The 25,135-nt window shown below is 62.3% G+C and carries 21 protein-coding genes and 1 rRNA gene; 8 read left to right on the forward strand and 14 right to left on the reverse strand.

Annotated elements, in window-relative coordinates; translation table 11 throughout:
- Nucleotides 1-173 precede the first annotated feature (173 nt).
- From argC to ACQKRQ_RS12195, 3 genes are all read right to left on the reverse strand, one after another.
- On the reverse strand, nt 174-1,121 hold the full coding sequence (gene argC, locus ACQKRQ_RS12185) for an N-acetyl-gamma-glutamyl-phosphate reductase (RefSeq protein WP_132376671.1): 948 nt from the start codon (nt 1,119-1,121) through the stop codon (nt 174-176).
- A 184-nt stretch (nt 1,122-1,305) separates the two neighbouring features.
- Entirely contained in the window at nt 1,306-1,878 is a 573-nt protein-coding gene (locus tag ACQKRQ_RS12190; RefSeq protein WP_427477121.1) for a flavodoxin family protein, read from the reverse strand.
- A 227-nt stretch (nt 1,879-2,105) separates the two neighbouring features.
- Nucleotides 2,106-2,708, reverse strand: coding sequence for a YbhB/YbcL family Raf kinase inhibitor-like protein (locus tag ACQKRQ_RS12195; RefSeq protein ID WP_132376673.1), 603 nt, complete (start codon nt 2,706-2,708; stop codon nt 2,106-2,108).
- A 263-nt stretch (nt 2,709-2,971) separates the two neighbouring features.
- Here ACQKRQ_RS12195 and ACQKRQ_RS12200 point away from each other — a divergent pair, with 263 nt between their 5' ends.
- A complete protein-coding gene (locus tag ACQKRQ_RS12200; protein WP_132376674.1) occupies nt 2,972-3,661 on the forward strand; it encodes a response regulator in 690 nt (229 codons plus the stop codon).
- 92 nt (nt 3,662-3,753) lie between these two features.
- Here ACQKRQ_RS12200 and ACQKRQ_RS12205 read toward each other — a convergent pair whose 3' ends face one another.
- The gene (locus ACQKRQ_RS12205; RefSeq protein WP_128585320.1) at nt 3,754-4,440 is read right to left on the reverse strand and encodes an orotate phosphoribosyltransferase; all 687 of its coding nucleotides are present in this window, start codon (nt 4,438-4,440) and stop codon (nt 3,754-3,756) included.
- Between the two features lie 375 nt (nt 4,441-4,815).
- Here ACQKRQ_RS12205 and ACQKRQ_RS12210 point away from each other — a divergent pair, with 375 nt between their 5' ends.
- Nucleotides 4,816-6,048 carry an MFS transporter gene (locus ACQKRQ_RS12210; RefSeq protein WP_427477124.1) on the forward strand — a complete coding sequence of 411 codons (1,233 nt, stop codon included), beginning with the start codon at nt 4,816-4,818 and terminating at the stop codon, nt 6,046-6,048.
- A 312-nt stretch (nt 6,049-6,360) separates the two neighbouring features.
- On the forward strand, nt 6,361-8,643 hold the full coding sequence (locus ACQKRQ_RS12215; protein ID WP_427477126.1) for an NADP-dependent malic enzyme: 2,283 nt from the start codon (nt 6,361-6,363) through the stop codon (nt 8,641-8,643).
- A 214-nt stretch (nt 8,644-8,857) separates the two neighbouring features.
- Here ACQKRQ_RS12215 and ACQKRQ_RS12220 read toward each other — a convergent pair whose 3' ends face one another.
- Nucleotides 8,858-12,457, reverse strand: a complete 3,600-nt coding sequence (locus ACQKRQ_RS12220; protein ID WP_427477128.1) for an indolepyruvate ferredoxin oxidoreductase family protein — start codon at nt 12,455-12,457, stop codon at nt 8,858-8,860.
- A gap of 363 nt (nt 12,458-12,820) precedes the next feature.
- Between ACQKRQ_RS12220 and ACQKRQ_RS12225 the strand changes: the two genes are divergently transcribed.
- Nucleotides 12,821-13,021 (forward strand): hypothetical protein, encoded by a 201-nt coding sequence (locus ACQKRQ_RS12225; protein WP_132376678.1) that lies wholly within the window; start codon nt 12,821-12,823, stop codon nt 13,019-13,021.
- A gap of 156 nt (nt 13,022-13,177) precedes the next feature.
- Here the strand turns inward: ACQKRQ_RS12225 and hppD are convergent, their stop codons facing one another.
- Complete coding sequence (hppD, locus tag ACQKRQ_RS12230; RefSeq protein ID WP_408176494.1) at nt 13,178-14,275, reverse strand: 4-hydroxyphenylpyruvate dioxygenase; 1,098 nt, start codon at nt 14,273-14,275, stop codon at nt 13,178-13,180.
- Between the two features lie 141 nt (nt 14,276-14,416).
- On the opposite strand from hppD, the gene ACQKRQ_RS12235 reads away from it, so the two are divergent.
- Complete coding sequence (locus tag ACQKRQ_RS12235; RefSeq protein ID WP_132376680.1) at nt 14,417-14,914, forward strand: Lrp/AsnC family transcriptional regulator; 498 nt, start codon at nt 14,417-14,419, stop codon at nt 14,912-14,914.
- 86 nt (nt 14,915-15,000) lie between these two features.
- Here the strand turns inward: ACQKRQ_RS12235 and ACQKRQ_RS12240 are convergent, their stop codons facing one another.
- The 8 genes from ACQKRQ_RS12240 to paaA all read right to left on the reverse strand — a co-directional run bounded on the left by ACQKRQ_RS12240 (nt 15,001) and on the right by paaA (nt 21,289).
- Nucleotides 15,001-15,669 (reverse strand): GNAT family N-acetyltransferase, encoded by a 669-nt coding sequence (locus ACQKRQ_RS12240; protein WP_132376681.1) that lies wholly within the window; start codon nt 15,667-15,669, stop codon nt 15,001-15,003.
- Nucleotides 15,670-15,911: 242 nt separating this feature from the next.
- Nucleotides 15,912-16,520 carry a TetR/AcrR family transcriptional regulator gene (locus ACQKRQ_RS12245; RefSeq protein WP_132376682.1) on the reverse strand — a complete coding sequence of 203 codons (609 nt, stop codon included), beginning with the start codon at nt 16,518-16,520 and terminating at the stop codon, nt 15,912-15,914.
- 14 nt (nt 16,521-16,534) lie between these two features.
- A complete protein-coding gene (locus ACQKRQ_RS12250) occupies nt 16,535-17,347 on the reverse strand; it encodes a DUF1835 domain-containing protein (RefSeq protein ID WP_427477131.1) in 813 nt (270 codons plus the stop codon).
- 147 nt (nt 17,348-17,494) lie between these two features.
- A complete protein-coding gene (gene paaE, locus ACQKRQ_RS12255; RefSeq protein WP_132376684.1) occupies nt 17,495-18,583 on the reverse strand; it encodes a 1,2-phenylacetyl-CoA epoxidase subunit PaaE in 1,089 nt (362 codons plus the stop codon).
- Nucleotide 18,584: 1 nt separating this feature from the next.
- On the reverse strand, nt 18,585-19,145 hold the full coding sequence (gene paaD, locus ACQKRQ_RS12260) for a 1,2-phenylacetyl-CoA epoxidase subunit PaaD (RefSeq protein WP_132376685.1): 561 nt from the start codon (nt 19,143-19,145) through the stop codon (nt 18,585-18,587).
- Between the two features lie 7 nt (nt 19,146-19,152).
- Nucleotides 19,153-19,956, reverse strand: a complete 804-nt coding sequence (gene paaC / locus ACQKRQ_RS12265; protein WP_132376686.1) for a 1,2-phenylacetyl-CoA epoxidase subunit PaaC — start codon at nt 19,954-19,956, stop codon at nt 19,153-19,155.
- A gap of 8 nt (nt 19,957-19,964) precedes the next feature.
- The gene (gene paaB / locus ACQKRQ_RS12270) at nt 19,965-20,249 is read right to left on the reverse strand and encodes a 1,2-phenylacetyl-CoA epoxidase subunit PaaB (RefSeq protein ID WP_007179854.1); all 285 of its coding nucleotides are present in this window, start codon (nt 20,247-20,249) and stop codon (nt 19,965-19,967) included.
- Nucleotides 20,250-20,290: 41 nt separating this feature from the next.
- Nucleotides 20,291-21,289, reverse strand: a complete 999-nt coding sequence (paaA, locus tag ACQKRQ_RS12275) for a 1,2-phenylacetyl-CoA epoxidase subunit PaaA (protein WP_132376687.1) — start codon at nt 21,287-21,289, stop codon at nt 20,291-20,293.
- Between the two features lie 216 nt (nt 21,290-21,505).
- Between paaA and ACQKRQ_RS12280 the strand changes: the two genes are divergently transcribed.
- From ACQKRQ_RS12280 to ACQKRQ_RS12290, 3 genes are all read left to right on the forward strand, one after another.
- Nucleotides 21,506-23,128, forward strand: a complete 1,623-nt coding sequence (locus ACQKRQ_RS12280; protein ID WP_427477135.1) for an NAD(P)/FAD-dependent oxidoreductase — start codon at nt 21,506-21,508, stop codon at nt 23,126-23,128.
- Nucleotides 23,129-23,218: 90 nt separating this feature from the next.
- Complete coding sequence (locus ACQKRQ_RS12285; protein ID WP_427477137.1) at nt 23,219-24,490, forward strand: SGNH/GDSL hydrolase family protein; 1,272 nt, start codon at nt 23,219-23,221, stop codon at nt 24,488-24,490.
- A 466-nt stretch (nt 24,491-24,956) separates the two neighbouring features.
- Nucleotides 24,957-25,135: ribosomal RNA gene (locus tag ACQKRQ_RS12290) — 16S ribosomal RNA — on the forward strand; the annotation flags it as partial.

The raw sequence follows: 25,135 nt of genomic DNA on the forward strand, positions 1-25,135 counted from the left end.
CCGGCGGGTTTTTGAGCAGTCCGATTTTTATTTTTTAGGACATACGGGCTACTACTGATTAAACGCGGAGAGGGAATTTTGAATGGCGGACTTTTAAAACAAAAAGGCCGGTCTTTGCAGGCCGGCCTTTCAATATATTGACGGCGAATTACCGTCCGTAATTTCGAACTTGATTAACGTTTCAAGCCGCTTTCTTCAGCGGCACCGATCGCGAGGTTCATGCACTGGATCGCCGCGCCCGATGCGCCCTTGCCCAGGTTGTCCAGACGCGCCACGGTCACGAAGCGCTCTTCGTTGCCGAACACGAACAGGTCGACGCGGTTCGTGTCGTTGTTTGCCTGCACGTCAAAGAAGCCGCTGTCGAGGTTCGCTTCCGCGTCGAACGGTGCGACATGCACGAACGCCTCGCCCGCGTAGTATTCGGCGAACAGCGCCTGCACGTCTTGCGGCGTGGCCTTCTTCGCCAACTGGTTCGGCGAGAAGAAGGTGGTGACCGCGAGACCCTTGTAGAAGTCGCCGACGATCGGCGTAAAGACCGGCGCCGACTTCAGGCCCGTATGCGCGGCCATTTCCGGCAGATGCTTGTGCGTGAGACCGAGCGCGTACGGACGCGGGCTCTTGAGCTTGTCGTTGCCGCCGGCTTCGTAGTCGGCAATCATTTTCTTGCCGCCGCCGCTATAGCCGGTGATCGAGTAAGCGTGCGCCGCGAACTCGGGCGCCACCACGCCTGCTTCGACCAGCGGACGCATGGCGAGCACGAAGGCCGATGCATGGCAGCCCGGCACAGCAATGCGTTTCGCCGAGCGCAGACGCTCGCGTTGCGAGCGGGCCAGTTCGGGCAGGCCGTAGGCCCAGTCGGCGGACGTGCGGAACGCGGTGCTGGCATCGATCAGTACGGTGTGATCGTTTTCGACCAGCGAAGCGGATTCGCGCGAGGCGACATCGGGCAGACACAGGAACGTGACGTCCGACGCGTTGATGAGACGACGGCGTTCTTCGAGGTCTTTGCGCTTCGCTTCTTCGATACGCAGGATCTCAACGTCGGCGCGCTGCGACAGGTATTCAAAAATCTTCAGGCCGGTCGTGCCTTCCTGTCCGTCGACAAAAACTTTCGTGCTCATCTCGATCTCACTGGCTTGCTGGAAACGGGGCGCGACGCTGCGCCGGAACGTCATTTTAAGACCTGATGGCGCCGCACGTGCAAAAGGGGGTGAAAAAACGACGATGCGCGCCGAACATGACATCGGCGTGACCCGTTATGCGGCAGATGCACGCCGATGCCGGCCGATCGCGGCAATCCGCGCGTTAGCGGGCCGCGGCGGTCCAGCGCGCCGTGACCGCGGCTACGCGTGCGCCGAACAGCCGCGCTGTTTCCAGATCGCCGGGGGGCGGTGCTTCTTCCGGCGAGGCATCGGCCGGCGACTGCGTGAGCACGCCGGTAGAGCCACCGACGTAGTTCAGGTCGTTGCGGGTCGCCGCCTTGGTGTTGGACGGCATCATGCCGGTGCCCGCCCAGATCATGCCGTGCTGCATGGCCAGCGTGACGAAGTACTGGATCGTCGAGAACTTGTCGCCGTTCATGGTCGCGGAGTTGGTGAAGCCGGCCGCGATCTTGTCCTTCCACGCCTGCTCGAGCCACGGCTTCGAGCTCGCATCGGCCAATTTTTTGAAGTCTGCGGAAGGGCCGCCCATGTAGGTCGGCGCGCCGAAGATGATGGCGTCGGCGGCGGCCAGTTCGGCCCAGGCTGCGTCGTCGACCTCGCCGACCGGCATCAGTTTGGCGTCCGCGCCGGCTTCGAGGGCACCCGCCAGCACTGACTCGGCGGCTTTCTTCGTGTGGCCGTAGCCGCTGTGATAAACGATGACGATCTTCGACATGACAAACTCCAGCAAAGTGAAAAGACGATGGGTCGGGCACGGCAATGGTGCGCATCTGCAGCGGCGCGGCAGCGGCAAGCATGGCGCACACCACCAGGCTGCACATTAGCGTGCGCGGATGACAGCATTTCCGCGTGGGCGGCAATGCGACGCAATCCGTACGCCAGCCTCGGCTTGCGTCGGCGGCCTTGACAGTGCCGCTTGCACGTGAGGCGCTTCGATACGCGCTAGCGCCCGTAATTGACCACCATCCGCGCAAAGCCGAGTGTGGCGGTGCCGATCTCGTGATCGAACATCAGCGCGGGACGGCCTTGCGCGAGGCGCAGGTCCGCGGTGCTGAGCGCATAAACGGTGACGATGTAGCGATGCGGTTTGCCTGGCGGCGGACAGGGGCCGCCATAGCCGTCGGTATCGAAGTCGTTGCGCGCTTCGACCGCACCGAGTTTGCTGAGGAAGCCGGAAGAGCTCGCATTCTCCGGCAAGCTGCTGACCGTGGCCGGAATGCCCGCCACCGACCAGTGCCACCAGCCGCGGCCCGGCGCATCCTGATCGAACATGGTGACCGCGAAGCTGCGCGTGCCGGGCGGCGCGTCGTGCCACGAAAGTTGCGGTGAGCGGTTGCCGCCTTTGCAGTCGTCCTGATTGAAAACCTGAGCGTCCGCCACGGTGCCGCCCGCACGGAAGCTGGCACTGGTCAGCGCGAACGCGCCTTCGGCGAGGGCGTGTGGTCCGTGAGCGGCCAGGAGGGCGAGGCCCAGCATGGCGCAGGGGAACGACGGCAGACGGCGGAACGGCGAAGCAATCGAAACAACCAGGCAACGCGAGCGCATGTGCCGGTTCTCCTGTGAGGGCGCGAGGCGGTTGTCCTCGCGATGGTTATTGTCCCTATTTTGTGCCTCAAGGTCGATTCAAGTCTAACATTAGCTCTACGACACATCATTGTTGTGGTCCGCTGGAATTTGCGCACCGGAATCGGCTATAGTCAGAGGAATTGCCCGCGGAGATAGGCCGCGTCCTCACCCGTTTCAGTAGCTAGAATACATAAGACATGTCGGAAGTTTTGCAGAGTGGTTTATCTGTCGAGGGGAGGGCAATGCAAGATCCAGTCAGGGTCGTGGTCGCTGATGACCATCCGGTTATTCTGTTCGGCGCCGAACAGGCTTTGCTCAAGTTTCCCGGTCTGCAGGTCGTCGCGCGTGCGCGACAGTCAACGGAATTGATCAAGGTGCTGCAAACCATTGCCTGCGACGTGCTCGTCACGGATCTGGCGATGCCAGGCGGTCAGTACGGCGATGGGTTGCCGCTGATCGGCTATCTGCGGCGAAATTTCCCCAACCTTCCCATCGTCGTCCTGACGATGCTCGAGAACGCCGCGTTGCTCAAGCGGCTGAGCGAACTCGGCGTGACGTCTGTCGTCAACAAGTCGGATGATCTCAGCCATATTGGGCTCGCGGTGCAGCACGTCAGCCGCCACCTCGAATACATGAGCCCGTCGGTCAAGGCATCGCTCGACACACTGCGCATGAATGCCGGTGGCAAGAACGACGAAGTGATGCTGTCGAAACGCGAACTGGAAGTGGTGCGTCTGTTCGTGTCGGGCATGACGATCAAAGAAATCTCGGAACATCTGAACCGCAGCATCAAGACCATCAGCACGCAGAAGAACACCGCTATGCGCAAGCTCGGCATCGAGCGCGATTCCGAGTTGTTCCAGTACGCGCAAAGCAATGGCTTGCTGAACCTGTCGTCGCATTCAACGGAAAACACAGGCGGAACGTCTTAAGGTCGCATACGAGGCTTAAGGCAAAAATAGAAAAGGGCGCCTGTCGATAAGACAGGCGCCCTTTTTATTCGATCCGCACGAGGCGGAGAGGCTTACTGCGGCGTCGAGGTTGCGCCGCCGTGCGCAGCCGACCATTCAGCCGGTGCGTGCAGGAATTTTTCCACTTCGTCGAGCGTCTTGGTGTCGAAGTATTTGTTTTCCTTCGCGACGCGCAACACGTCCCACCACGTGGCGAGCGCGTGCAGATCGACGTCGATGTCTTTCAGCACCGACACGCTTTCCTTGAAGATGTTGTAGTGGAACAGCACGAAGCAGTGGTTCACCGTGGCGCCGGCGGTGCGCAGCGCGTTGATGAAGTTGATCTTGCTGCGGCTGTCCGTGGTCAGGTCTTCGACCAGCAGCACGCGTTGACCTTCAGTCAGCAGGCCTTCGATCTGCGCGTTGCGGCCAAAACCCTTCGGCTTCTTGCGCACGTATTGCATCGGCACCATCAGGCGATCGGAGAGCCACGCCGCGAACGGGATGCCTGCGGTTTCGCCACCGGCGACCGCGTCGATCTGCTCATAGCCGACGTCGCGCAGAATCGTGGACTCTGCCATTTCCATCAGGCCGCGGCGCACGCGCGGATACGAGATCAGCTTGCGGCAGTCGATATAAACCGGGCTCGCCCAGCCGGACGTGAAAATGTACGGTTTCTCCGCGTTGAAGTGCACTGCTTGCACTTCCAGCAGCATTTTGGCGGTCGTGTCGGAGATCGTCTGGCGATCGAAGCCTGTCATGGGCGGATCCTTGGGTGTGAGCGGGGAGAAGCGGGCGCGGGGCCCGGTGGCGCAGCAAGCGTGGTATTCCGCGCCATGCCGGGCGGAATACGCAGCCGGTCAGTGGAGTGCAGGCCGGTTTTTGCTGCGCGCGTAGGCCGACATTTTACCCGAAACGGACCCTTCCGAGGAACCCGTCGTGCGTGGCCGCGGCGAATGACGGTCATAACGGGCGCACCGGGCAGGCTTGGGCTGGCATCGAAGGGCGCATCGGGCACCCGCATCCACGAGCGCTTTTTGGTTCGCTTGTGAGGCGTCAGAGGCGCCTTTACACTCACGCGAATTTCTCGGGCGCCTGCCGCCATTGCCGCCCATTCGACCTACGGAATGCTTTCAATGAACACCGCTCCCTCCACCACCGACCCCCGCGCATCCGTGAGAAATGGTTACGCCGGCCGGGCGCTGATCGCCTCGGTGCTCGGCTACGCGATGGACGGCTTCGATCTGCTGATCCTCGGCTTCATGCTGCCGGTGATTGCCGCCGATCTGCATCTGAGTTCCGCGCAGGCCGGTTCGCTCGTCACGTGGACGCTGATCGGCGCAGTGGCGGGCGGTTTGATTTTCGGCGTGCTGAGCGACTATTTCGGCCGCGTGCGCATGCTGACGTGGACGATCCTGATCTTCGCGGTGTTCACCGGCTTGTGCGCGCTGGCGCAAGGTTATGCCGATCTGCTGACATACCGGACCATCGCCGGAATCGGGCTTGGCGGCGAATTCGGCATCGGCATGACGCTCGTGGCCGAGGCATGGCCGGCGTCACAGCGCGCGCGCGTCTCGTCGTACGTCGGCTTGGGATGGCAGCTCGGCGTGTTGGCTGCGGCATTGCTGACGCCGCTGCTATTGCCGGTGATCGGTTGGCGAGGCATGTTCGCGCTCGGGCTGTTGCCGGCGGTGGTGTCGTTTTTCGTGCGGCGCCAGGTCGAGGAACCGGCGCTCTTCACCGAGCGCGTGGCGCGCGGCATGCGCAAGCTGCCGCTGAAATTGCTGGTGGCCGATGGCCGCACCACGCGCGCCAGCACCGGCGTGGCGATTCTCTGTTCAGTGCAGAACTTCGGCTACTACGGCCTGATGATCTGGCTGCCGAGCTATCTGTCGAAAACCTTCGGCTATTCGCTGACCAAATCCGGCCTGTGGACCGCCGCGACGATTCTGGGCATGGCGTGCGGCATCTGGCTGTTCGGCATCGCCGCCGACCGCTTCGGCCGCAAGCCGACCTTTCTGTTCTACCAGGCGGGCGCCGTGGTGATGGTGTTCGTCTACGCTCACCTGAGCACGCCGATGGCGCTCCTGATGGGCGGCGCGGCGATGGGCGTGTTCGTCAACGGCATGATCGGCGGATACGGTGCGCTGATCTCCGAGCTTTATCCAACCGATGCGCGCGCCACCGCGCAGAATGTGCTGTTCAACATCGGCCGGGCGGTGGGCGGTTTCGGGCCGGTGGTGGTGGGCGCTCTGGCCGCGCGCTATTCGTTCGGCGCGGCGCTGGCTTTGCTTGCGTCGATCTACCTGCTCGACATCTTCGCGACACTCTTTCTGATTCCCGAACGACGCGGCGCCGAGCTCGAGTGAGCGCAAACAGCCTGTCCGTGACCTGCGCATGACAAACCGCGAAAGGGCCGCCGCATGCGGCGCTGCAGCATTGCGCGAGCGCTGTTTCGCCGATGGCGAGCAGCGTTAACCAGTCAGTGCATCGACTCATTCGGGGTGTACACTAACCGACCCGCGAAGCACTCCGCATCGTCCTGTCCTCCGGCGAGGTTCGACGCCGCGCTCAACCGGCGCATGCGCAAACCGCCTCGGTCGATTATCCATTCGATAGATGCACGCGACGCTGACGTGCGGTGTGCCGGGCCCAATTTCTTACGTCTCGCAGGCCAAAAAATGGACGAACAACTTAAGCAAAGCGCTCTCGCATACCACCAGAATCCGAAACCCGGCAAGATTTCGGTCACGCCCACCAAGCCGCTATCGAATCAGCTCGATCTGTCGCTGGCGTACTCGCCGGGCGTCGCCGCGGCCTGTATGGCGATCTACGAGGAGCCGCTCGACGCGCAGAAGTACACCTCGCGTGGCAACCTGGTCGGCGTGATCACGAACGGCACGGCCGTGCTCGGTCTCGGCAACATCGGCCCGCTCGCCGCGAAGCCGGTGATGGAAGGCAAGGGCTGTCTCTTCAAGAAGTTCGCGGGCATCGACGTGTTCGACATCGAACTCTCCGAGTCCGATCCGGACAAGTTGGTCGAAGCGATCGCGATGCTCGAGCCGACGCTCGGCGGTATCAACCTTGAAGACATCAAGGCGCCCGAGTGCTTCTACATCGAGAAGAAGCTGCGCGAACGTATGAAGATTCCGGTCTTCCACGACGATCAGCACGGCACCGCGATCATCGCGTCGGCGGCTATCCTGAACGGCCTGAAAGTGGTCGGCAAGAAGCTCGACGAAGTGAAACTGGTGTGTTCGGGCGCCGGTGCCGCGGCAATCGCGTGTCTGGATCTGCTGGTGAACCTGGGCTTGTCGAAGAAGAACATTCTCGTCACCGACTCCAAGGGCGTGATCTACGAAGGCCGCGGCAACCTCGATCCGTCGAAGGAACGCTACGCGGCGAACACCGAGGCACGCACGCTCGCTGACGCGATCCGCGGTTCCGACGTGTTCCTCGGCTGCTCGAGCGCAGGCGTGCTGAAGCCGGAGATGGTCGCCGAAATGGGCACCCAGCCGCTGATTCTCGCGCTGGCGAACCCGGAACCGGAAATCCGCCCGGAAGACGCGAAGAAAGTGCGTCCGGACTGCATCATCGCGACCGGCCGTTCGGACTATCCGAACCAGGTCAACAACGTGCTGTGTTTCCCGTTCATCTTCCGTGGCGCACTGGATGTCGGCGCCACCACCATCACGGAAGAAATGAAGCTCGCCTGCGTGCGCGCAATCGCCGAACTGGCCGAAGAAACCGATCAGGGCGATGAAGTTGCGAAGGCCTATGAAGGCCACTCGCTGGAATTCGGTCCCGAGTATCTGATTCCGAAACCGTTCGATCCGCGCCTGATCATCAAGATCGCGCCGGCCGTCGCGCAAGCGGCAATGGATTCGGGCGTCGCGACCCGTCCGATCAAGGACATGGACGCGTATCGCGAAGAACTCGGCACGACCGTGTATCGCACGGGCATGGTGATGCGTCCGGTGTTCGCCGCGGCCAAGTCGGAGCCGGCGCGTATCGTGTTCGCCGAAGGTGAAGACGAGCGCGTGCTGCGCGCCGCGCAATTCGTGCTGCTGGAAAAGATCGCCAAGCCGATCCTGGTCGGCCGTCCGTCGGTGATCGAGATGCGTCTGAAGAAGATGGGCTCGAAGCTCAAGTGCGGCGACGACTTCGAGATCGTCGATCCGGAAGACGATCCGCGTTATCAGAAATCCTGGCAGGCGTACCACGAACTCGGTGCGCGCGAAGGCGTGACGCCGGACGTGGCGAAGGCCGCAATGCGCAAGTTCAACACGCTGATCGGCGCGATCCTTGTGCGCCTCGGCGAAGCGGACGGCATGATCTGCGGCATGATCGGTCAGTACCACACGCATCTGAAGTTCATCGAACAGGTGCTGGGCAAGGCGGACAACGTGCAGAACTTCGCCGCGATGAATCTGCTGATGCTGCCGGGCCGCAATCTGTTCATCTGCGATACCTACGTGAACGAAACGCCGACCGCCGAGCAGCTCGCCGATATGACGATGCTGGCTGCGGGTGAGATGGAGAAGTTCGGTATCACGCCGAAGGTGGCGTTGCTGTCGAACTCGAACTTCGGCAGCGCGCCGTCGTCGTCGTCGCAACGCATGGCTGCGGCTCGCAAGCTGATTACCGAACGTGCGCCGTCGCTCGAGATCGACGGTGAGATGCATGGCGATGCGGCATTGTCGGAAGCGGTGCGCAAGGCGGCGTTCCCGGGCACGACGCTGACCGGCGAAGCCAACCTGCTGATCATGCCGAACGTGGAAGCGGCGAACATCACGTACAACCTGCTGAAGATGATCGGCGGCGAAGGCGTGACGGTTGGCCCGTTCCTGCTGGGCGCGGAAAAGCCGGTGCACATTCTGACGCCGGCTGCGACCGTGCGCCGGATCATCAACATGACGGCAGTCGCGTCGGCCAACGCACGCAAGGCAGTGAACGCGAAGTAATGCGGATGCTTTGAGACTCGGAGCGGCGCCTCGTCGAGGCGATCGCGACGAGTTTGCAACAAAAGCCACGGGTGCTAAACCCGTGGCTTTTTTATTGGCGCAGTAGTTGCGCCGGCGTTACGCGTCACGTCTCATAGCACGTAAAAAAAGGCGACTGTCCGCGAGGACAGCCGCCTTTTGTTTTCAGACCGGCGAGCCGGTCAAGCCATTCCGATCACGCCGCGTGTTGCGTCTTGCCAGCCTCCGGCGAACGCCACCGCGCGAGCAACTCGTTCCACTTGACGCGCACGCCCTTCAGGTTGTTTTCCTTCACGTGACCATAGCCGCGGATGCCGTCGGGCAGATTCGCCAGTTCGATGGCCAGCTCACGCTTCTGCGCAGTCAGGCCGGCGATCAGTTCACGCACCAGCGCTTCATATTCGCCGATCAACGCGCGCTCGGTGCGACGCTCTTCCGTCTTGCCGAACAGATCGAGCGCGGTTCCGCGCAGGAACTTGAAGCGGGCCAGCACGTGCATCGCGCTGAAAACCCAAGGGCCGTACTTCTTCTTCACCAGATGACCCTTGGCATCCTTCTTCGAGAACGTCGGCGGCGCGAGGTGAATGTGCAGCTTCCAATCGCCTTCGAAATTCGACTTCAGTTTTTCGATGAACGCCGGATCGCTGTACAGGCGCGCGACTTCGTACTCGTCCTTGTAGGCCATCAGCTTGTGCAGGTTCTTCGCGACCGCCTCGGTCAACGGCAACTGACCGTCGATCGAATCGAGCGCCGACTCCGCCGCACGCACTTGCGAGACCACCGCGCGATAACGCTCGGCATACGCGCGGTTCTGCCAAGCTGTCAGGTACTCGGCGCGTTTGTCGATCAGCGTGTCGAGGGCCTTCGGCGTGTGCAGCGAGATGATCTTGCTGCTCGCCGTTTCCGCCGCGGCGCCGCGTCCTTGCGATTGCGCCAGCTTGCGAACCCCGGCCAGATCGTGCGCTGCACGGCGGCCCCACTCGAACGCCGCGCGGTTCTTCTCGACCTGCACGTTGTTCAGCTCGATAGCGCGCATCAGCGACTCATACATGAGCGGCACCCAGCCGCGTTGCCATGCATACCCGAGCACGAACGGATTCGTATAGATCGCATCGCCGAGCAGCGCGACTGCGAAGTGATTCGCGTCGACCGTATCGACACCGTCGTCGCCGGCGGCGGCGCGCACGTCCGCTTCCGTGCTGCTGCCAGGGAAGCGCCAGTTCGGGTTCTTGATGAGTTCGGCAGTCGGCGTATGCGCGCTGTTCAACACGACGCGTGTGCGGCCTGCCTGCATGCGCGACACGCATTCGTCGCTGGCCGTGACGATCGCGTCGCAGCCGATCACGAGGCTTGCTTCGCCCATGGCGATGCGGGTCGCGTGGATGTCGGCCGGATTTTTCGCGATCTGCACGTGACTCATCACGGCGCCGCCTTTTTGCGCGAGGCCGGTGACGTCGAGCACGGTGACGCCCTTGTTCTCCAGATGCGCGGCCATGCCGAGCAACGCGCCGATCGTCACGACGCCCGTGCCGCCGACGCCCGTCACCAGCACGCCGTACGGCCGCTCCATGGACGGCAATTCCGGTTCCGGCACCGGCGGCATCGCGTCGCCGGCGACGCCGGAGGCGGCCTTCGGCTTGCGCAACTGACCGCCTTCAACGGAGACGAAGCTCGGGCAGAAACCGTTCACGCACGAGAAGTCCTTGTTGCAGGTCGATTGATTGATCTGGCGCTTCGTACCGTATTCGGTATCGAGCGGTTCGACCGACAGGCAGTTCGACTTCACCGAGCAATCGCCGCAGCCTTCGCACACCGCTTCGTTGATCACGACGCGGCGCGCCGGATCCGGATACGTGCCGCGTTTCCTGCGGCGGCGTTTTTCGGTCGCGCAAGTCTGGTCGTAGATCAGGATCGTCGTGCCGGACACTTCGCGCAGTTGGCGCTGCACTTCGTCGAGCTTGTCGCGATGGTGGATGTCGATACCGGGCGCAAGGCCCACGTTCGCCGAGTACTTCTCCGGCTCGTCGGTGACGATCACGATTTTCGTCGCGCCTTCCGCGGCGAGCTGGTGCGTGATCTGCGGCACGGTCAGCACGCCGTCGACCGGCTGGCCGCCGGTCATGGCGACCGCGTCGTTATAGAGAATCTTGTAGGTGATGTTGGCCTTCGACGCGATCGCCGCGCGAATTGCCAACAGCCCTGAGTGGAAGTACGTGCCGTCGCCGAGATTGGCGAACACGTGCTTGTCGTTGCTGAACGGCGCCTGGCCGATCCACGCGACGCCTTCGCCGCCCATCTGGCTGAACGTGCTGGTGCTGCGGTCCATCCAGACCGTCATGTAATGGCAGCCGATGCCGGCCATCGCACGCGAGCCTTCCGGCACATTGGTCGATGTGTTGTGCGGGCAGCCCGAGCAGAACCACGGCTTGCGTTCGGCTTCGACGCGCGGCCGCGCCAGCGCCTTTTCCTTCGCTTCGATCACCGCGATGCGCATGGCGATGCGAGCGCGCACATCGGACGGCAGGTCGAATTTGTCGAGCCGCGTGGCGATAGCCTTGGCGATGATCGCCGGCGAGAGTTCATAGTGCGCCGGCAGCAGCCAGTTGCCCATCGGCACCGACCATTCGCCGCCCGCGCCGTCTTTCTCGTCGAACTTGCCGAACACGCGCGGACGCTGTGCGTCGGGCCAGTTGTACAGCTCTTCCTTGATCGCGTATTCGAGAATCTGGCGCTTTTCCTCGACCACCAGAATTTCGTCGAGGCCGCGCGCGAAAGCCTGCGCGCCTTGCGCTTCGAGCGGCCACACGCAACCGACCTTATACAGACGGATGCCGATGCGCGAACACGTTTCGTCATCGAGACCGAGGTCGGTCAGCGCCTGACGCACGTCGAGATACGCCTTGCCGCCGGTCATGATGCCGAAACGCGCATGCGGCGAATCGATTTCGACGCGGTCCAGTTTATTGGCGCGCACGTAGGCGAGCGCCGCGTACCACTTGTAGTCGAGCAGACGCGCTTCCTGCACCAGCGGCGGATCGGGCCAGCGGATATTCAGGCCGCCCTCGGGCATCGCGAAGTCTTCCGGCAGGATGATCTTCGTGCGGTGCGGATCGATATCGACCGATGCCGACGATTCGACCACGTCGGTTACGCACTTCATCGCGACCCACAGGCCGGAATAGCGGCTCATCGCCCAGCCGTGCAGACCGAAGTCGAGATATTCCTGCACATTCGAAGGGAACAGAACCGGCAGGCCGCACGCCTTGAAAATGTGTTCGGACTGGTGCGCGAGCGTGGACGATTTCGCCGCGTGGTCGTCGCCGGCGAGCACGAGAACGCCGCCGTTGCGCGCCGAGCCGGCCGAGTTGCCATGCTTGAAGACGTCGCCGGATCGGTCGACACCCGGGCCTTTGCCGTACCACATCGAGAACACGCCGTCGTATTTGGCGCTCGGGTACAGATTGACCTGCTGCGAACCCCAAACGGCGGTGGCCGCGAGGTCTTCGTTGACGCCTGGCTGGAACACGACCTGATGCGCGGCGAGATGCTGTTTCGCCTTCCACAGGGATTGGTCGAGTCCGCCGAGTGGCGATCCGCGGTAACCGGAGATGAAGCCGGCGGTATTGAGCCCGGCGGCCTGGTCGCGTTCCTGTTGCAGCATCGGCAGACGCACCAGCGCCTGGATGCCGCTCATGTACGCGCGGCCGCGTTCGAGGGTGTATTTGTCGTCGAGCGTGACGGAAGACAACGCGGCTTCGAGCGAGGCTCGCTGACCTGCGTCTAGCGGGGCGTTCATTATGTGTACTCCTCCAACCAGTTTGGGATCACCAAAACTTTTTTGGGCCGCGGCATCTTGTGAATGCGTAGGGCCGGGGCCGTCATCTTGACGTGTTTTAAGTGATGGTAGCACTGGTGAAAACCCGCCGCAGGCTGCGAAAAAAAGGGGGACTGCAGCGATACGGCCGATGTAGGCGTGCGGCCGCTCGGCGTGTGCGCGCCCGCTGTTCCTGCGACGGCCTGTAACAAGCTGTAAAAACTACAAATGTGCGGAACCGCAGTTGAAATGTCTGTCTAACCCCCAACCTGTGAGCAATGTCCGCGCAACGCTCCGCATTCGGCGGAGCTTCACGACAACAGGGCAGTCAGAAAAGGAGTACGCATGAACACGAGAAACATCCAGACGTTCCTGATGGTTTCGGCCGCATTTTTCGCCATGAGCGCACCGGTGCGCTCGAACTCGGGCAGTGCAGGCGCGCTGTCGAACGCTGTAACCCGTACGGCGCAGGTCGCGCCCGCACGCATTGCCATGGACCGCGTCACGCGATCCACCAAGTCCGACGAGGAAGACCAGAATTCGTGATGCGCCGCGCAGGCGGTGTGTCGGTTGAATAACCAGCCGTTGTCCGACCAAGGTTTCACCTGAGACAACGGCGCCAATGAAAAGGGCGAGGATCGTGAGATCTTCGCCCTTTTCATTTGGAGCTATGTGTCCGCTCTCGTGAAGCGGCGCAAGCCGTCAGACTTTGTCCTGCACCACGCCACGGCGAATCTGATCCAGTTCGATCGATTCGAACAGCGCCTTGAAGTTGCCCTCACCGAAGCCCTGATTGCCCTTGCGCTGAATGATCTCGAAGAAAATCGGGCCGATCTGGTTTTCGGTGAAGATCTGCAGCAGCAAATCATCGGGTGCGCCGTCGATCAGGATCTTGCGCTTGCGCAATTCGTCCAGCGGCTCACCGTGATTCGGCACGCGGCGATCGACCAACTCGTAATAAGTGTCGATCGTGTCGAGCAGCGAGATGTTCGATTCGCGCAAGCCGTCCACCGTGCGGTAGATGTCGTTGCTGCCGAGGGCAATGTGCTGAATGCCTTCGCCGTGGTATGCGTCGAGATATTCCTGAATCTGGCCGGCGGTCTCCGAACCTTCTTCGTTGATCGGGATGCGGATCTTGCCGCACGGCGAGGTCATCGCCTTGGACTTCACGCCCGTCACCTTGCCTTCGATATCGAAGTAACGCACTTCGCGGAAGTTGAACAGACGCTCGTAGAACTCCGCCCATTCCTGCATCCGGCCGCGATGCACGTTGTGCGTCAGGTGGTCGATGTAGGTCAGGCCGTGGCCGACCGGATTCGGGTTCGCGCCCGGAATGGGTTCGAAGTCGACATCGTAAATGTCGATGTTGCCGATGCTGTTCGGCTCGGCGCCGTTCTTGCCGCGCCAGCGGTCGACGAAATAGATCAGCGAGTCGCCAATGCCTTTGATCGCCGGAATGTTCAATTCCATCGGGCCGGTTTTGTTGTCGAAGCCCCAGGCGCCTTTTTCCAGAGCCTGTTTGTACGCCTTGGCGGCGTCCTGAACGCGGAAAGCGATCGCGCAGATCGACGGGCCGTGCAGACGCGTGAAGCGTTGTGCGAACGAATCCGGCTCCCCGTTGACGATGAAGTTGATTTCCCCTTGGCGATACAGCGTCACGTCTTTATGACGATGCCGCGCGACGGCGGTGAAGCCCATCTGCTCGAAGAGCTTGCCGAGCGCCTTCGGATCCGGCGCGGTGTATTCGATGAACTCGAAGCCGTCGGTGCCGAGCGGATTTTCCCAAGTTGAAACCTGCATGTCTGTCTCCGGATGTGCGATTGAGCGCGACTGAATGACGCAAGTGTAAAGGCCTGCCTGCGGCGAAAACTTGCGAACTTAATCGCGCATCGATACGCTGACGCTAGTTTATAGCTCAATGTTTTGAATGGACGGCAGAAAATGGCCAATATAGAGATAGACGCCATCGACAGGCGGATTCTGGCGATCCTTCAGGAGAATGGCCGGCTGTCGAATCAGGAGATCGCCGAGCGCATCAATCTTTCGCCGAGTCCGTGTTTGCGGCGTATCCGGCGGCTGGAAGAGAGCGGTGTGATCCGCGGCTATGTCGCGTTGCTCGATGCGCAGCGGCTTGGGCTCGACTTGCTCGCGTACGTGAATGTGCGGCTGGAAAAGCGCGGCGGTCCGGCGCTCAGTCCGCGCGGTGACGCCACGCATGCCGATCTGTTTCGCGCGGCCGTCCAGACGTGGCCGGAAGTGGTGGCGTGTCATGCGATGACGGGCGAGATGGACTACCTGCTGCGCGTCCAGGTGGAGGACATGGCGCACTTTTCGCGCTTCGTGCAGGACCAGTTGCTACACCATCCGTCGGTGATCGACGTGAAAACGAGCTTCTCACTGGAAAAGATCAAGGAGACGACGGCGCTGCCGATTTTGTGAGCACGACGGCGTGGCGTGCGACCGCCCAGCAAACAAAAAGGGCAGCCACGGGGCCGCCCTTTGTTGTTTGCCGAAGCGCAAGCGTTTTAGGCTGCGACTTCCGTCGGCATGAACGACTCGAACAGCTTCGACGCCTGACGCGCTTGCCGCTTGAGCGCGTAGTCGAACACTGCAGCCTGCTCCTGCAGCATTTCAGCGATGATGCTCGATTGATCCGCCGGCGGCAGCGTGAGGTAAGCGTCGGCCTCGCCGTAGGCGTATTCGATCTTCATGCCGGCCTTCTTCGCGATGTGCATCATGGTCGAATTGCGCGACAGGCAGTGCATGTACAGCATGGTGACGTGCGTATTGCGGCTGCGAATGGCGGCGCGCTCGAACAGCTTCGTGCCGATGCCCTGGCCGCGGACGCTTTCCAGCACGGACACGCCGAACTCCGCCGTGCGCTTGTCGCCTTCGGCAGGCAGATAGGCCAGGTGGCCGACGCCGGTCAACTGCAGTTGATTGTTGAACACGCCGAAGACGGTATCGCGCTTGAAGTCGATCGCGCGAACATAGTTTTCGATGACGTGATCCGGCACGATCTGGCCGAAGCGCAGGAGCCGGTCGTCTTCGTCGAGTGCGAGGAAGTGGGTCAGCAGACGCTCGCGGTCGACAGCGGTGAGCTCGCGGACCAGAGCAGGCGCACGACCGGCTGGCTGCGTCAAACGATCGTGCGCGACGATCGGCTCAGCGGCGCGGGGTGTAATCAAGTTCATGGTCGGGTTCTCCTTTTAGTCGAGCGGCGTGGTGCACCGCAAAAGCAATTTTAGCGGAGATCCAGACCGATCACTAGGGAAAACCCGTATCAATATTTGAAGGAGATGCCTAAAAAGGTGGCGCCCTAATTTTAGGTTATTGATTTTAAATCATAAATAAATGGAACAGACGTTCGTGACACGGTGTCGCACATCGGGCACTCTGGTCCATTATTTCGTCTGAATATTGCTGCAGTGCGGGATCAGGCTGGGTTCGAACTCAATCCGTGGTCCACCATACCGACCACCTGCTCGGCGAATTCACGGTAGCCCATCCGGCCATCCGGCTTCAGCCAGGTGAATGTCCAGTTGATCATGCCGAACACCATCATGGTGAGCGCGGTCTGGTTGTCGCGCGTGGCGCGCTCCGGGTACGCGCGGGCCAACTGTCGCGCAAAAGCGGCGACCACGTCGCGCTGACGGTTCAGGATCACTTCGCGCTGGGTATCGACCAGATACTTCACGTCGTTCAACAGCGCGACGTGCCGGCTGTGCGACGTCTCGTACTCCGACAAAAACGCCCGGATCAGCTCGGCGAAGGTTTCCCGCTCCGACAAACCGCGCCGCTGACTCGCGCCTTCTACCTCGGCGATGATCAGCATCAGCCGCTTGGTGTAACGGTCCAGCAGATCGAACAGGATCGCTTCCTTGCTCGCGTAGTAGTGGTAGAGGCGCGCTTTCGAGGTGCCGCTCGCGGCGGCGAGATCGGCCATCGAGGTGCTCGGATAGCTGGTCTGGGCGAATTTTGCCGCGGCGAGTTCGAGAATCTGCTCGCGCTGGGTTTCGTGGTCGGGGGCACGGGTGCGGGCCATAGTCGTCTGTTGTATTAGTGTGGACAGGGGGCGAAGGCCGCGCACAATTCGAGCGTGCGCCATGCGCTCGCGTCGCCGCGCAGCCTGATGCGCCGGGTCGCGGCCAGTTCGCGGAAGCGCCACAGCACAATGCTGTCGCTGACCAGGAATCCGAGTTCGGCGGTCATCAATTCGGCGGCAACGCGCGCGGCGGGCTGCCAGTCTTCAGTGACGTGCTCGAAAATCAGCGCGTCCAGTTCCGCGAAGCTGCCGCTCGTGAACGTATTGTCGCGCCAGCGCCGCGTTTCGCCGTTCGCGTGTTTGACTTCCTGCCATTCGAGCGCGAGCCGGCTGATGCGCAGTACGGAAATCGGCGCGGCGTCCGGCAGCCGGGATTGCAGCACGGCCGGCGCGAACATGCCGACCGACGTCGCGCGGTCTTTGCGGCTGTGCGCCCACGCGCCCGGATCGGTAAGATCGCGAATCGACAGACGCACTTCGTTCAGGCGCTGCGGGCTGTTGCGCAGGTGGTAGCAGACGCGGCGCAGCATCAATTGATCCGATGCGCTTTCCCCGTGCCACACCACCAGATTCGCTTCGCCGCGCGCGATATTCTCCAGCGCCGCAGCCTGTTCGCGGAATTCCCGAAGGAAATCACGCCGGGTGTCCGCACTCACGCGATCCCAGAAGTCCGCGCGCACGTCCGGTGCGTCGTCGACGCCGCGTAGCGGGCCGACCGCGAGATCGTCGCGCAAGGCGTGCACGCAATCGCCGCGGCCGGCATCCCGCAATGCGGTGCGCAGTGACTCGGCGGCGACATCGCCGTTGGTGAGGTGGATCGTGCTCATCGGCAGTGGCGTAGGGCGGTTAACAACACTAGGGGCCGCTCATCGACCGGAACAGGTGTCCGATCGCGAGCGGCCCCTAGTGTAAGCGGATCGCGGAACTGCTGAAAGCGCGGCGGACGTCTAGCAGGCTCGCCCGCCGCACGCGGTTCAACGTTCGTCGTAGCTCACCACCACGCGGTCGCTGATTGGATGACATTGGCACGTCAGCACGAAACCGTCGCGGATCTCGTGTTCTTCGAGCGTGTAGTTCTTTTCCATCTTCACTTCGCCTTCCAGCACCTTCGCGCGGCAGGTGCAGCAGACGCCACCCTTGCACGCATAAGGCAGCGCAAGACCGGCGCGCAGGCCGACGTCGAGCACGCTCACGCCCTGATACGGCAGGCGCAGCTTGCGGCGTTTGCCGTCGAGCACGATTTCGAGATCGGCAGCCGGCGTGTCTTCGGTGATTTCGACCGGCGGCACGCCCGCTTGCGGCAGCGGCGAACCGAAGCGCTCCACGTGCACCTTTTCCGACGGCACGCCGGCGGCCTTCAGCGCGGCTTCGGCGGCGTCCATCATCGGACCGGGGCCGCAGATGAAGGCCTCGTCGATCGCATCTGCCGGCAACAGATTCTCGATGAAGGCCGCGCACTTCTCCTGATCGAGCACGCCGTTGAACAGCTCGACGTCCTGCAGATCGTCGGACAGCACGTGATAGAGCACGAAGCGGTTCATGAAGCGGTTCTTCAGATCCTCGAGCTCTTCCGCGAACATGATCTGATCGACGCTGCGGTTGCCGTACACCAATGTGAAGGTGCTGCGCGGTTCGACTTCGAGCGTGGTCTTGATGATGGCCAGCACCGGCGTAATGCCCGAGCCGCCCGAGAACGCCAGGTATTGCTGGCCTTGATCGGCGTTCAAATGGGTGAAGAAGCGCCCGTCCGGCGTCATCACCTCGATCGTGTGGCCGGGCTGCAGCGTGTCGAAGGCGAAGTTCGAGAAACGCCCACCGCGTACGCGCTTGATGCCGATGCGCAGTTCGCCGTCGCGGTCGTAATCGGTGACGCCGACGCAGATCGAATACGAACGGCGCGTTTCCTCACCGTCGATATGCGTCTTCAGCGTGACGAACTGGCCTTGCGTGAAGCGATAGTGGTCGCGCAGTTCAGCGGGGACTTCGAAGGCGACCGAAACCGAATCGGCGGTTTCGGGCCGTACTTCGCGGATACGCAGCGGGTGAAATTGCGGGGTGGCCATATCAGTATGGTTTGAAGTAGTCGAAGGGTTCGCGGCAGTCGAGGCAGCGGTACAAGGCTTTGCAGGCGGTCGAGCCGAATTGCGCGAGACGCTCGGTGTGCGCCGAGCCACAGCGCGGGCACGACGGCGCGGGCAGCGCGCGGGGCACGAAGCGCATCACTTTTTCCTGCACGGGCGCAGGCGAACCGCAATTTCCCGTGGGCGGCGCGATGCCATAGGCGCGCAGTTTTTCGCGTGCGTCGGCGGTCATCCAGTCCGTGGTCCAGGCAGGCGCGAGCACCGTGGCGATCCGATAAGGCTTGAGCTCCGCCACGTCGAGCGCATGCGCGACGTCTTCGGCAATCTGCGACATGGCCGGGCAACCGGAGTAGGTCGGCGTGATCACGACTTCGAGCGTGCCGTCGGCGGCGCGCCGCACGTCGCGCAGGATGCCGAGCTCGCGAATCGACACCACCGGAATCTCCGGATCAGGCACCGCTTCGAGCACGGCCCATGCGCGTGCGAGCGCGGCGTCGGTCGTGTCGGTCATGTCGTTTGTGCGAAGGGCAGTCGAAGTCGTCATCGTCGGATTACCAGGTGGCGCCGGGATGCTGGCGTGCAAGGCTCTGCATTTCGGCCAGCACGAAACCCATGTGCTCGGAATGCTCGCCGTGTTTGCCGGTCGTGATGTGCTTGACCGGCTCGGGCAGCGTCAAGGTGGCTTCGTCGAGCGTAGCGCGCACGTCGTCGAGCCACGCCGCTTCGAGGTCCGACGTCAACGGGCCGATGCCGGCTGCCGCAACGACTTCCTCAACGGCGTCCGTGCTGAAGAATTCGCGCGTGTACGGCACCAGATAGTCCAGTGCGGCTTGCGCTCGGCGATGCGATTCCTCGGTGCCATCGCCGAAACGGATCAGCCACTCGCGCGCGTGATGCACGTGATAGCTGGTTTCCTTGATCGACTTCGACGCGATCGCCGCCAGTTGCTCGTCGGTGGATGCCGTGAGCGCCGTCCAGAGATGCGCCATCAACGTCGAGTAGAGGAAATTGCGGACGATCGTGACCGCGTAATCCTTCTCGGCTTGCGCGGTGGCCGACAGCGGGCCGACATGCGGCAACTCGGCGAGCGTGTAGTTGGCGAACTCGCGCTCGGCGCGAAAGTACGCGTAGTCGTCTTCCGTGCGGCTTTTGCCGGTGAGTTGTTGCTCGAGCGACGCGGCGTGCGTGTACAGCAGGCGCGCCTGGCCGATCAGGTCGAGGCTCATGTTCGACAGCGCGATGTCCTCTTCGAGGATCGGGCCGTGGCCGCACCATTCGGTATTGCGCTGACCGAGGATCAGCGCGGTGTCCGCGAGGCGCAGCACGTATTGGAGATGTTGGGGCGTGATGTTCATGGCCGCGCTTACATGTGGTTGACTTCGTCGGGGAGCGTATAGAACGTCGGGTGGCGGTAAATCTTGTCGCCAGCCGGTTCGAACAGCTCCGCCTTGTCTTCCGGCGCGGACGCCGTAATCGCCGACGACGGCACCACCCAGATGCTCACACCTTCCTGGCGGCGCGTGTAGACGTCGCGCGCCATGCGCAGCGCCATCGGCGCGTCGGCGGCGTGCAGGCTACCGCAGTGTTTGTGGTCGAGTCCCTGCTTGCTGCGCACGAAGACTTCCCAAATCGGCCATTCCTTGTTCATTGCAGATCTCCTGAGATGCTTTGTCTGGCATGCCGCGCTGCTTAGGCGGCGTGCTGTTGTGCGCGCTGGCGCTGCTTGTCGGCGTGGGCGAGGGCGGCTTCGCGAACCCAGGCGCCGTCGTCGTGGGCTTTGACGCGGGTGGCGAGACGCTCGCGGTTGCACGGACCGTCGCCGTTCACCACGCGCCAGAATTCTTCCCAGTCGATGTCGCCGTAGTCATGATGGCCGCGCGCTTCGTTCCATTTCAGGTCCGGATCGGGCAACGTGACGCCGAGAACCTTGGCCTGGTCGACGGTCGCGTCGACGAATTTCTGACGCAGGTCGTCGTTCGAAATGCGCTTGATGCCCCATTTCGACGACTGATTGCTGTGGATCGAATCCTTGTCGCTCGGGCCGAACATCATCAACACCGGCCACCACCAGCGATTCACCGCCTGCTGGACCAGTTCACGTTGCGCTTCGGTGCCGGCCATCATCGACATGAGCGCGTCGAAACCCTGGCGTTGGTGGAACGACTCTTCCTTGCAGATGCGGATCATGGCGCGCGCGTACGGGCCATACGTGCAACGGCACAGCGGAATCTGGTTCATGATCGCCGCGCCGTCCACCAGCCAGCCGATCACGCCGACGTCGGCCCATGTGGGCGTCGGGTAATTGAAGATGCTCGAATATTTGGCTTTGCCCGAGTGCAGCGCTGCGATCAACTGGTCGCGCGACACGCCGAGCGTTTCCGCCGCGCTGTATAGATAGAGGCCGTGGCCGGCTTCGTCCTGCACTTTGGCAAGCAGAATTGCCTTGCGCTTCAGGCTGGGCGCGCGCGTGATCCAGTTACCCTCTGGCAGCATGCCGACGATTTCCGAATGCGCGTGTTGCGAAATTTGCCGGACCAGCGTCTTGCGGTAGGCCTCCGGCATCCAGTCCTGAGCTTCGATCTTGCCGTCGGCGGCCATGACCGCGTCGAACTGCGTCTGCTCGGACGAGTCTGCGCCCGCATCCAGCGGGGCGACATTGCCGGGAATATCCAGGGATTGCGTGTACATGGGGACGCTCTCTGCGGAAGTTGTCTGTGTGCGCACAGTATAAACCAACCGACCGGTCGGTTAATAAATTTTTTGAGATGGGTCGATTGGGCCGATAGGGGCTTGGGCGGTTTCCTTGGCAAGCGTTTCGTCTGCGCCGGCGCCCCGCCCCCACACTAAACCTATAAAATTGCGAATTGGCCACGATTTGCGGCCTTCCTGCATCCCCCGGTACTCATGTTACGTTTAAGCGAAATCAAACTCCCGCTCGATCATCCCGAGAGCGCCCTCGAAGCCGCCGTGCGTGCGCGCCTCGTGGAACTCGGCGTGGCCGCGGACGGGCTCATCCGATACACCGTATTTCGCCGCGCGCACGATGCGCGCAAGCGCGCCGACATCAAACTCACGTACATCGTCGATGTCGAGGTCACGGATGAAGCGGCCGCGCTCAAGCGACTCGCCGATGTGCCGCACTGCGGCGTCACACCTGACATGGCCTACCGGTTCGTTGCCAAAGCGCCGACGCAGATGACCGCGCTGCGCCCGGTCGTGATCGGCATGGGGCCGTGCGGCCTGTTCGCCGGTCTGATCCTCGCTCAAATGGGCTTCCGGCCGATCATTCTCGAGCGCGGCAAGGCCGTGCGCGAGCGCACCAAGGACACTTTTGGCCTGTGGCGCAAGTCGGTGCTCAATCCCGAGTCGAATGTGCAGTTCGGCGAAGGCGGCGCGGGCACCTTCTCGGACGGCAAGCTGTACAGCCAGATCAAGGATCCGAAGCACTACGGGCGCAAGGTGCTCGAGGAATTCGTGCGAGCCGGCGCGCCGGAAGACATTCTGTTTCTGAGCCGACCGCATATCGGCACGTTCCGGCTTGTGAGCATGGTCGAAAAAATGCGCGCGACCATCCACGAGCTGGGCGGCGAGGTGCGTTTCGAAAGCCGCGTCGACGATATCGAGATCGATCAGGGCAAGGTGCGCGGGCTGAAGCTGTCGACCGGCGAAACGCTGCGCTGCGACCATGTGGTGCTGGCGGTCGGTCATAGCGCGCGTGACACTTTCCAGATGCTCAACGACCGCGGCGTCTATATTGAAGCGAAGCCGTTTTCACTCGGGTTCCGCATCGAACATCCGCAGGGTTTGATCGACCGTAGCCGTTTCGGCAAGTTTGCCGGTCACAAACAGTTGGGCGCCGCCGACTATAAGGTGGTGCATCACTGCAGCAATGGCCGCGCTGTCTACAGTTTTTGCATGTGCCCTGGTGGCACCGTTGTGGCGGCGACGTCCGAGCCTGGTCGCGTGGTGACCAACGGCATGAGCCAGTACTCGCGGGCGGAGCGGAACGCCAACGCGGGGATCGTCGTCGGCATCACGCCGGACGACTATCCGGGCGGCCCGCTCGCCGGCATCGCTTTTCAGCGCAAGTGGGAAGAGCGGGCTTTCGAGCTCGGCGGCGGCAACTATATGGCGCCGGGCCAACTGGTCGGCGACTTTATCGCCGGCCGACCGTCCACGTCGCTGGGTTCGGTGGTGCCGTCGTACAAACCCGGCGTGCATCCAACCGATCTCAGCACCGCGCTTCCCGACTATGTGATCGAGGCCATTCGCGAAGCTCTGCCGCAGATGGACAAGAAGATCGCCGGCTTTGCAATGCACGACGCGGTGCTGACGGGCGTCGAGACGAGAACGTCGTCGCCGATTCGCGTGCGTCGGCGGGACGACTATCAAAGCATGAACGTCGAAGGTCTGTATCCGGCTGGCGAAGGCGCAGGGTATGCCGGTGGGATCTATTCGGCGGCCATCGACGGAATCGAAGTCGCTGAAGCGCTCGCGTTGAAGATGGCCGGGGCACAGGCGGCCTGAGTCGGCAAGCGCTGGAGTGCCGTCGCGCGGACACGCGACGGCTCGTGTGATCGGGCACAATGCACGTTTCGCCTCGAACCGACCACCCGAATGACCATTCGCACCCTGGCTGCCGCATGCGGCGCGGCGCTGCTTGTCCAATTTGCCGTTTCCCCAACCGTTTTCGCCGCCGACGCCCCGGCACATTGGGTCACCGCCTGGGCGACAGCGCTGCAACCTATCCCACAGCGGGCGGACTTGCCGCCGCTCTATCGCGCGCCGGAAGTAGCCGGGCGCACGGTTCGTCAGATTGTGTATCCGACACTGTCCGGAAAGTCAGCGCGAGTCCACCTCAGCAACCGGTACGGCAAGACTCCGCTCGTCATCGAAGATCTGCGTATCGCACGCTCGGCGGGTGGCGCGGCGGCGGCTGGTAACGGCGAGGCGCGCGTGACGTTCGGTGGCAAGAGTGCGGTTTCGATTCCGCCGGGTGGCGAGTTGGACAGCGACCCCGTCGCTGTCGATATTGCCGAAGGTGCGCCTTATGCGGTCAGCGCGTTTATGGGTCCCGAGCAACGTATCGTGGCTTGGCACCGCGTGTCCAACCAGGTGAACTACGTTTCGGCGCCGGGTAACCACGCGGCGGACGCTTCCGCGGAAGCGTTTCGCGCCCGGTTCACGCAATATGTATGGGTGACAGGATTGTCGGTGGACGCGGCGCCTGCATCCACCGCCGTTGCCGCGATCGGCGACTCGATCACGGACGGCATGCGTTCCAGCCTGAACCAGAATCGCCGCTGGCCGGACGCGTTGGCGCGCCGGTTCGCCACTAGCGGCGAACGGTCGACCGCGATCGTCAATCTGGGGATCAGCGGCAACCGCTTGCTGAGCGACTCCCCTTGCTACGGCGACGCGCTCGCGACGCGCTTCGAGCACGACGTGCTCACGCGCCCGGGCGTCAAGACGGCGATTCTTTTGATCGGTATCAATGACATCAATTTTGCGGCGATGCCGCCGCGTAACGGCCTCGACTGCGACTTCCCGCACACCTCGGTGACGGCTGCCGATCTGATCGCCGGGTACCAGCGGTTGATCGCCGCGGCACGGCATGCCGGCGTGAAGGTGTTCGGCGCGACGCTGACGCCGGCGTCGCTTCCGTCGCAGCGAGAAAGCATTCGGCTCGCCGTCAATCAGTGGATTCGGACCAGCCACGCTTTCGACGGCGTCGTCGATTTCGACGCTGCGCTGCGCGATCCGGCGCAGCCGGACCGCCTGCAGCGTGGCTTTGACAGCGGCGATCACATCCATCCGAGCGACGCCGGCTACACAGCTATGGCTGAGGCGGTTCCGATGGACGCAGTGGTGAAATCGACCCGCAGGTGACTTGCAAAAAAGATTTCGGTCAAACCCTTGTCATATGGCTGATGTTCGCCTAAGATTCGCCTCCTCGTTTGCGAACGAGGGCCGCGGCAGAAACCAGCGGCCGTAGCGTCAACAAGGTTTTAAGCGAAAGCGAAAAAATGTTGTTGACGAAACGAAAAAGAGCCTTCATAATCTCGTTTCTCTGCTGCTGATGCAGCGACGCAGAACGAAGCGGTGCCGGGTAGTTGTGATGTTGACGACGCGCGGTGCCGGTCCGGTAGTGAATGCGTAACCGATCTTTAAAAATTAACAGCCGATAAGTGTGGGCGCTTGATGCGCGACGCGAGGTGGATCCTTCGGGATCTGCCGACCAAGCGAAAGTATCAAGTCTCACACAGTATTAGAGGAAGGTTTGAGCAATCAAATCATCGTCAGTACGTTGAGTGAGCGACCGGTTCTTAAATGAACCGAAAACAGTAACAGGTTTGAACTGAAGAGTTTGATCCTGGCTCAGATTGAACGCTGGCGGCATGCCTTACACATGCAAGTCGAACGGCAGCACGGGGGCAACCCTGGTGGCGAGTGGCGAACGGGTGAGTAATACATCGGAACGTGTCCTGTAGTGGGGGATAGCCCGGCGAAAGCCGGATTAATACCGCATACGAT

The sequence above is a fragment of the Paraburkholderia sp. NPDC080076 genome (assembly GCF_050281145.1).
In the GTDB taxonomy this organism is placed as follows: domain Bacteria; phylum Pseudomonadota; class Gammaproteobacteria; order Burkholderiales; family Burkholderiaceae; genus Paraburkholderia.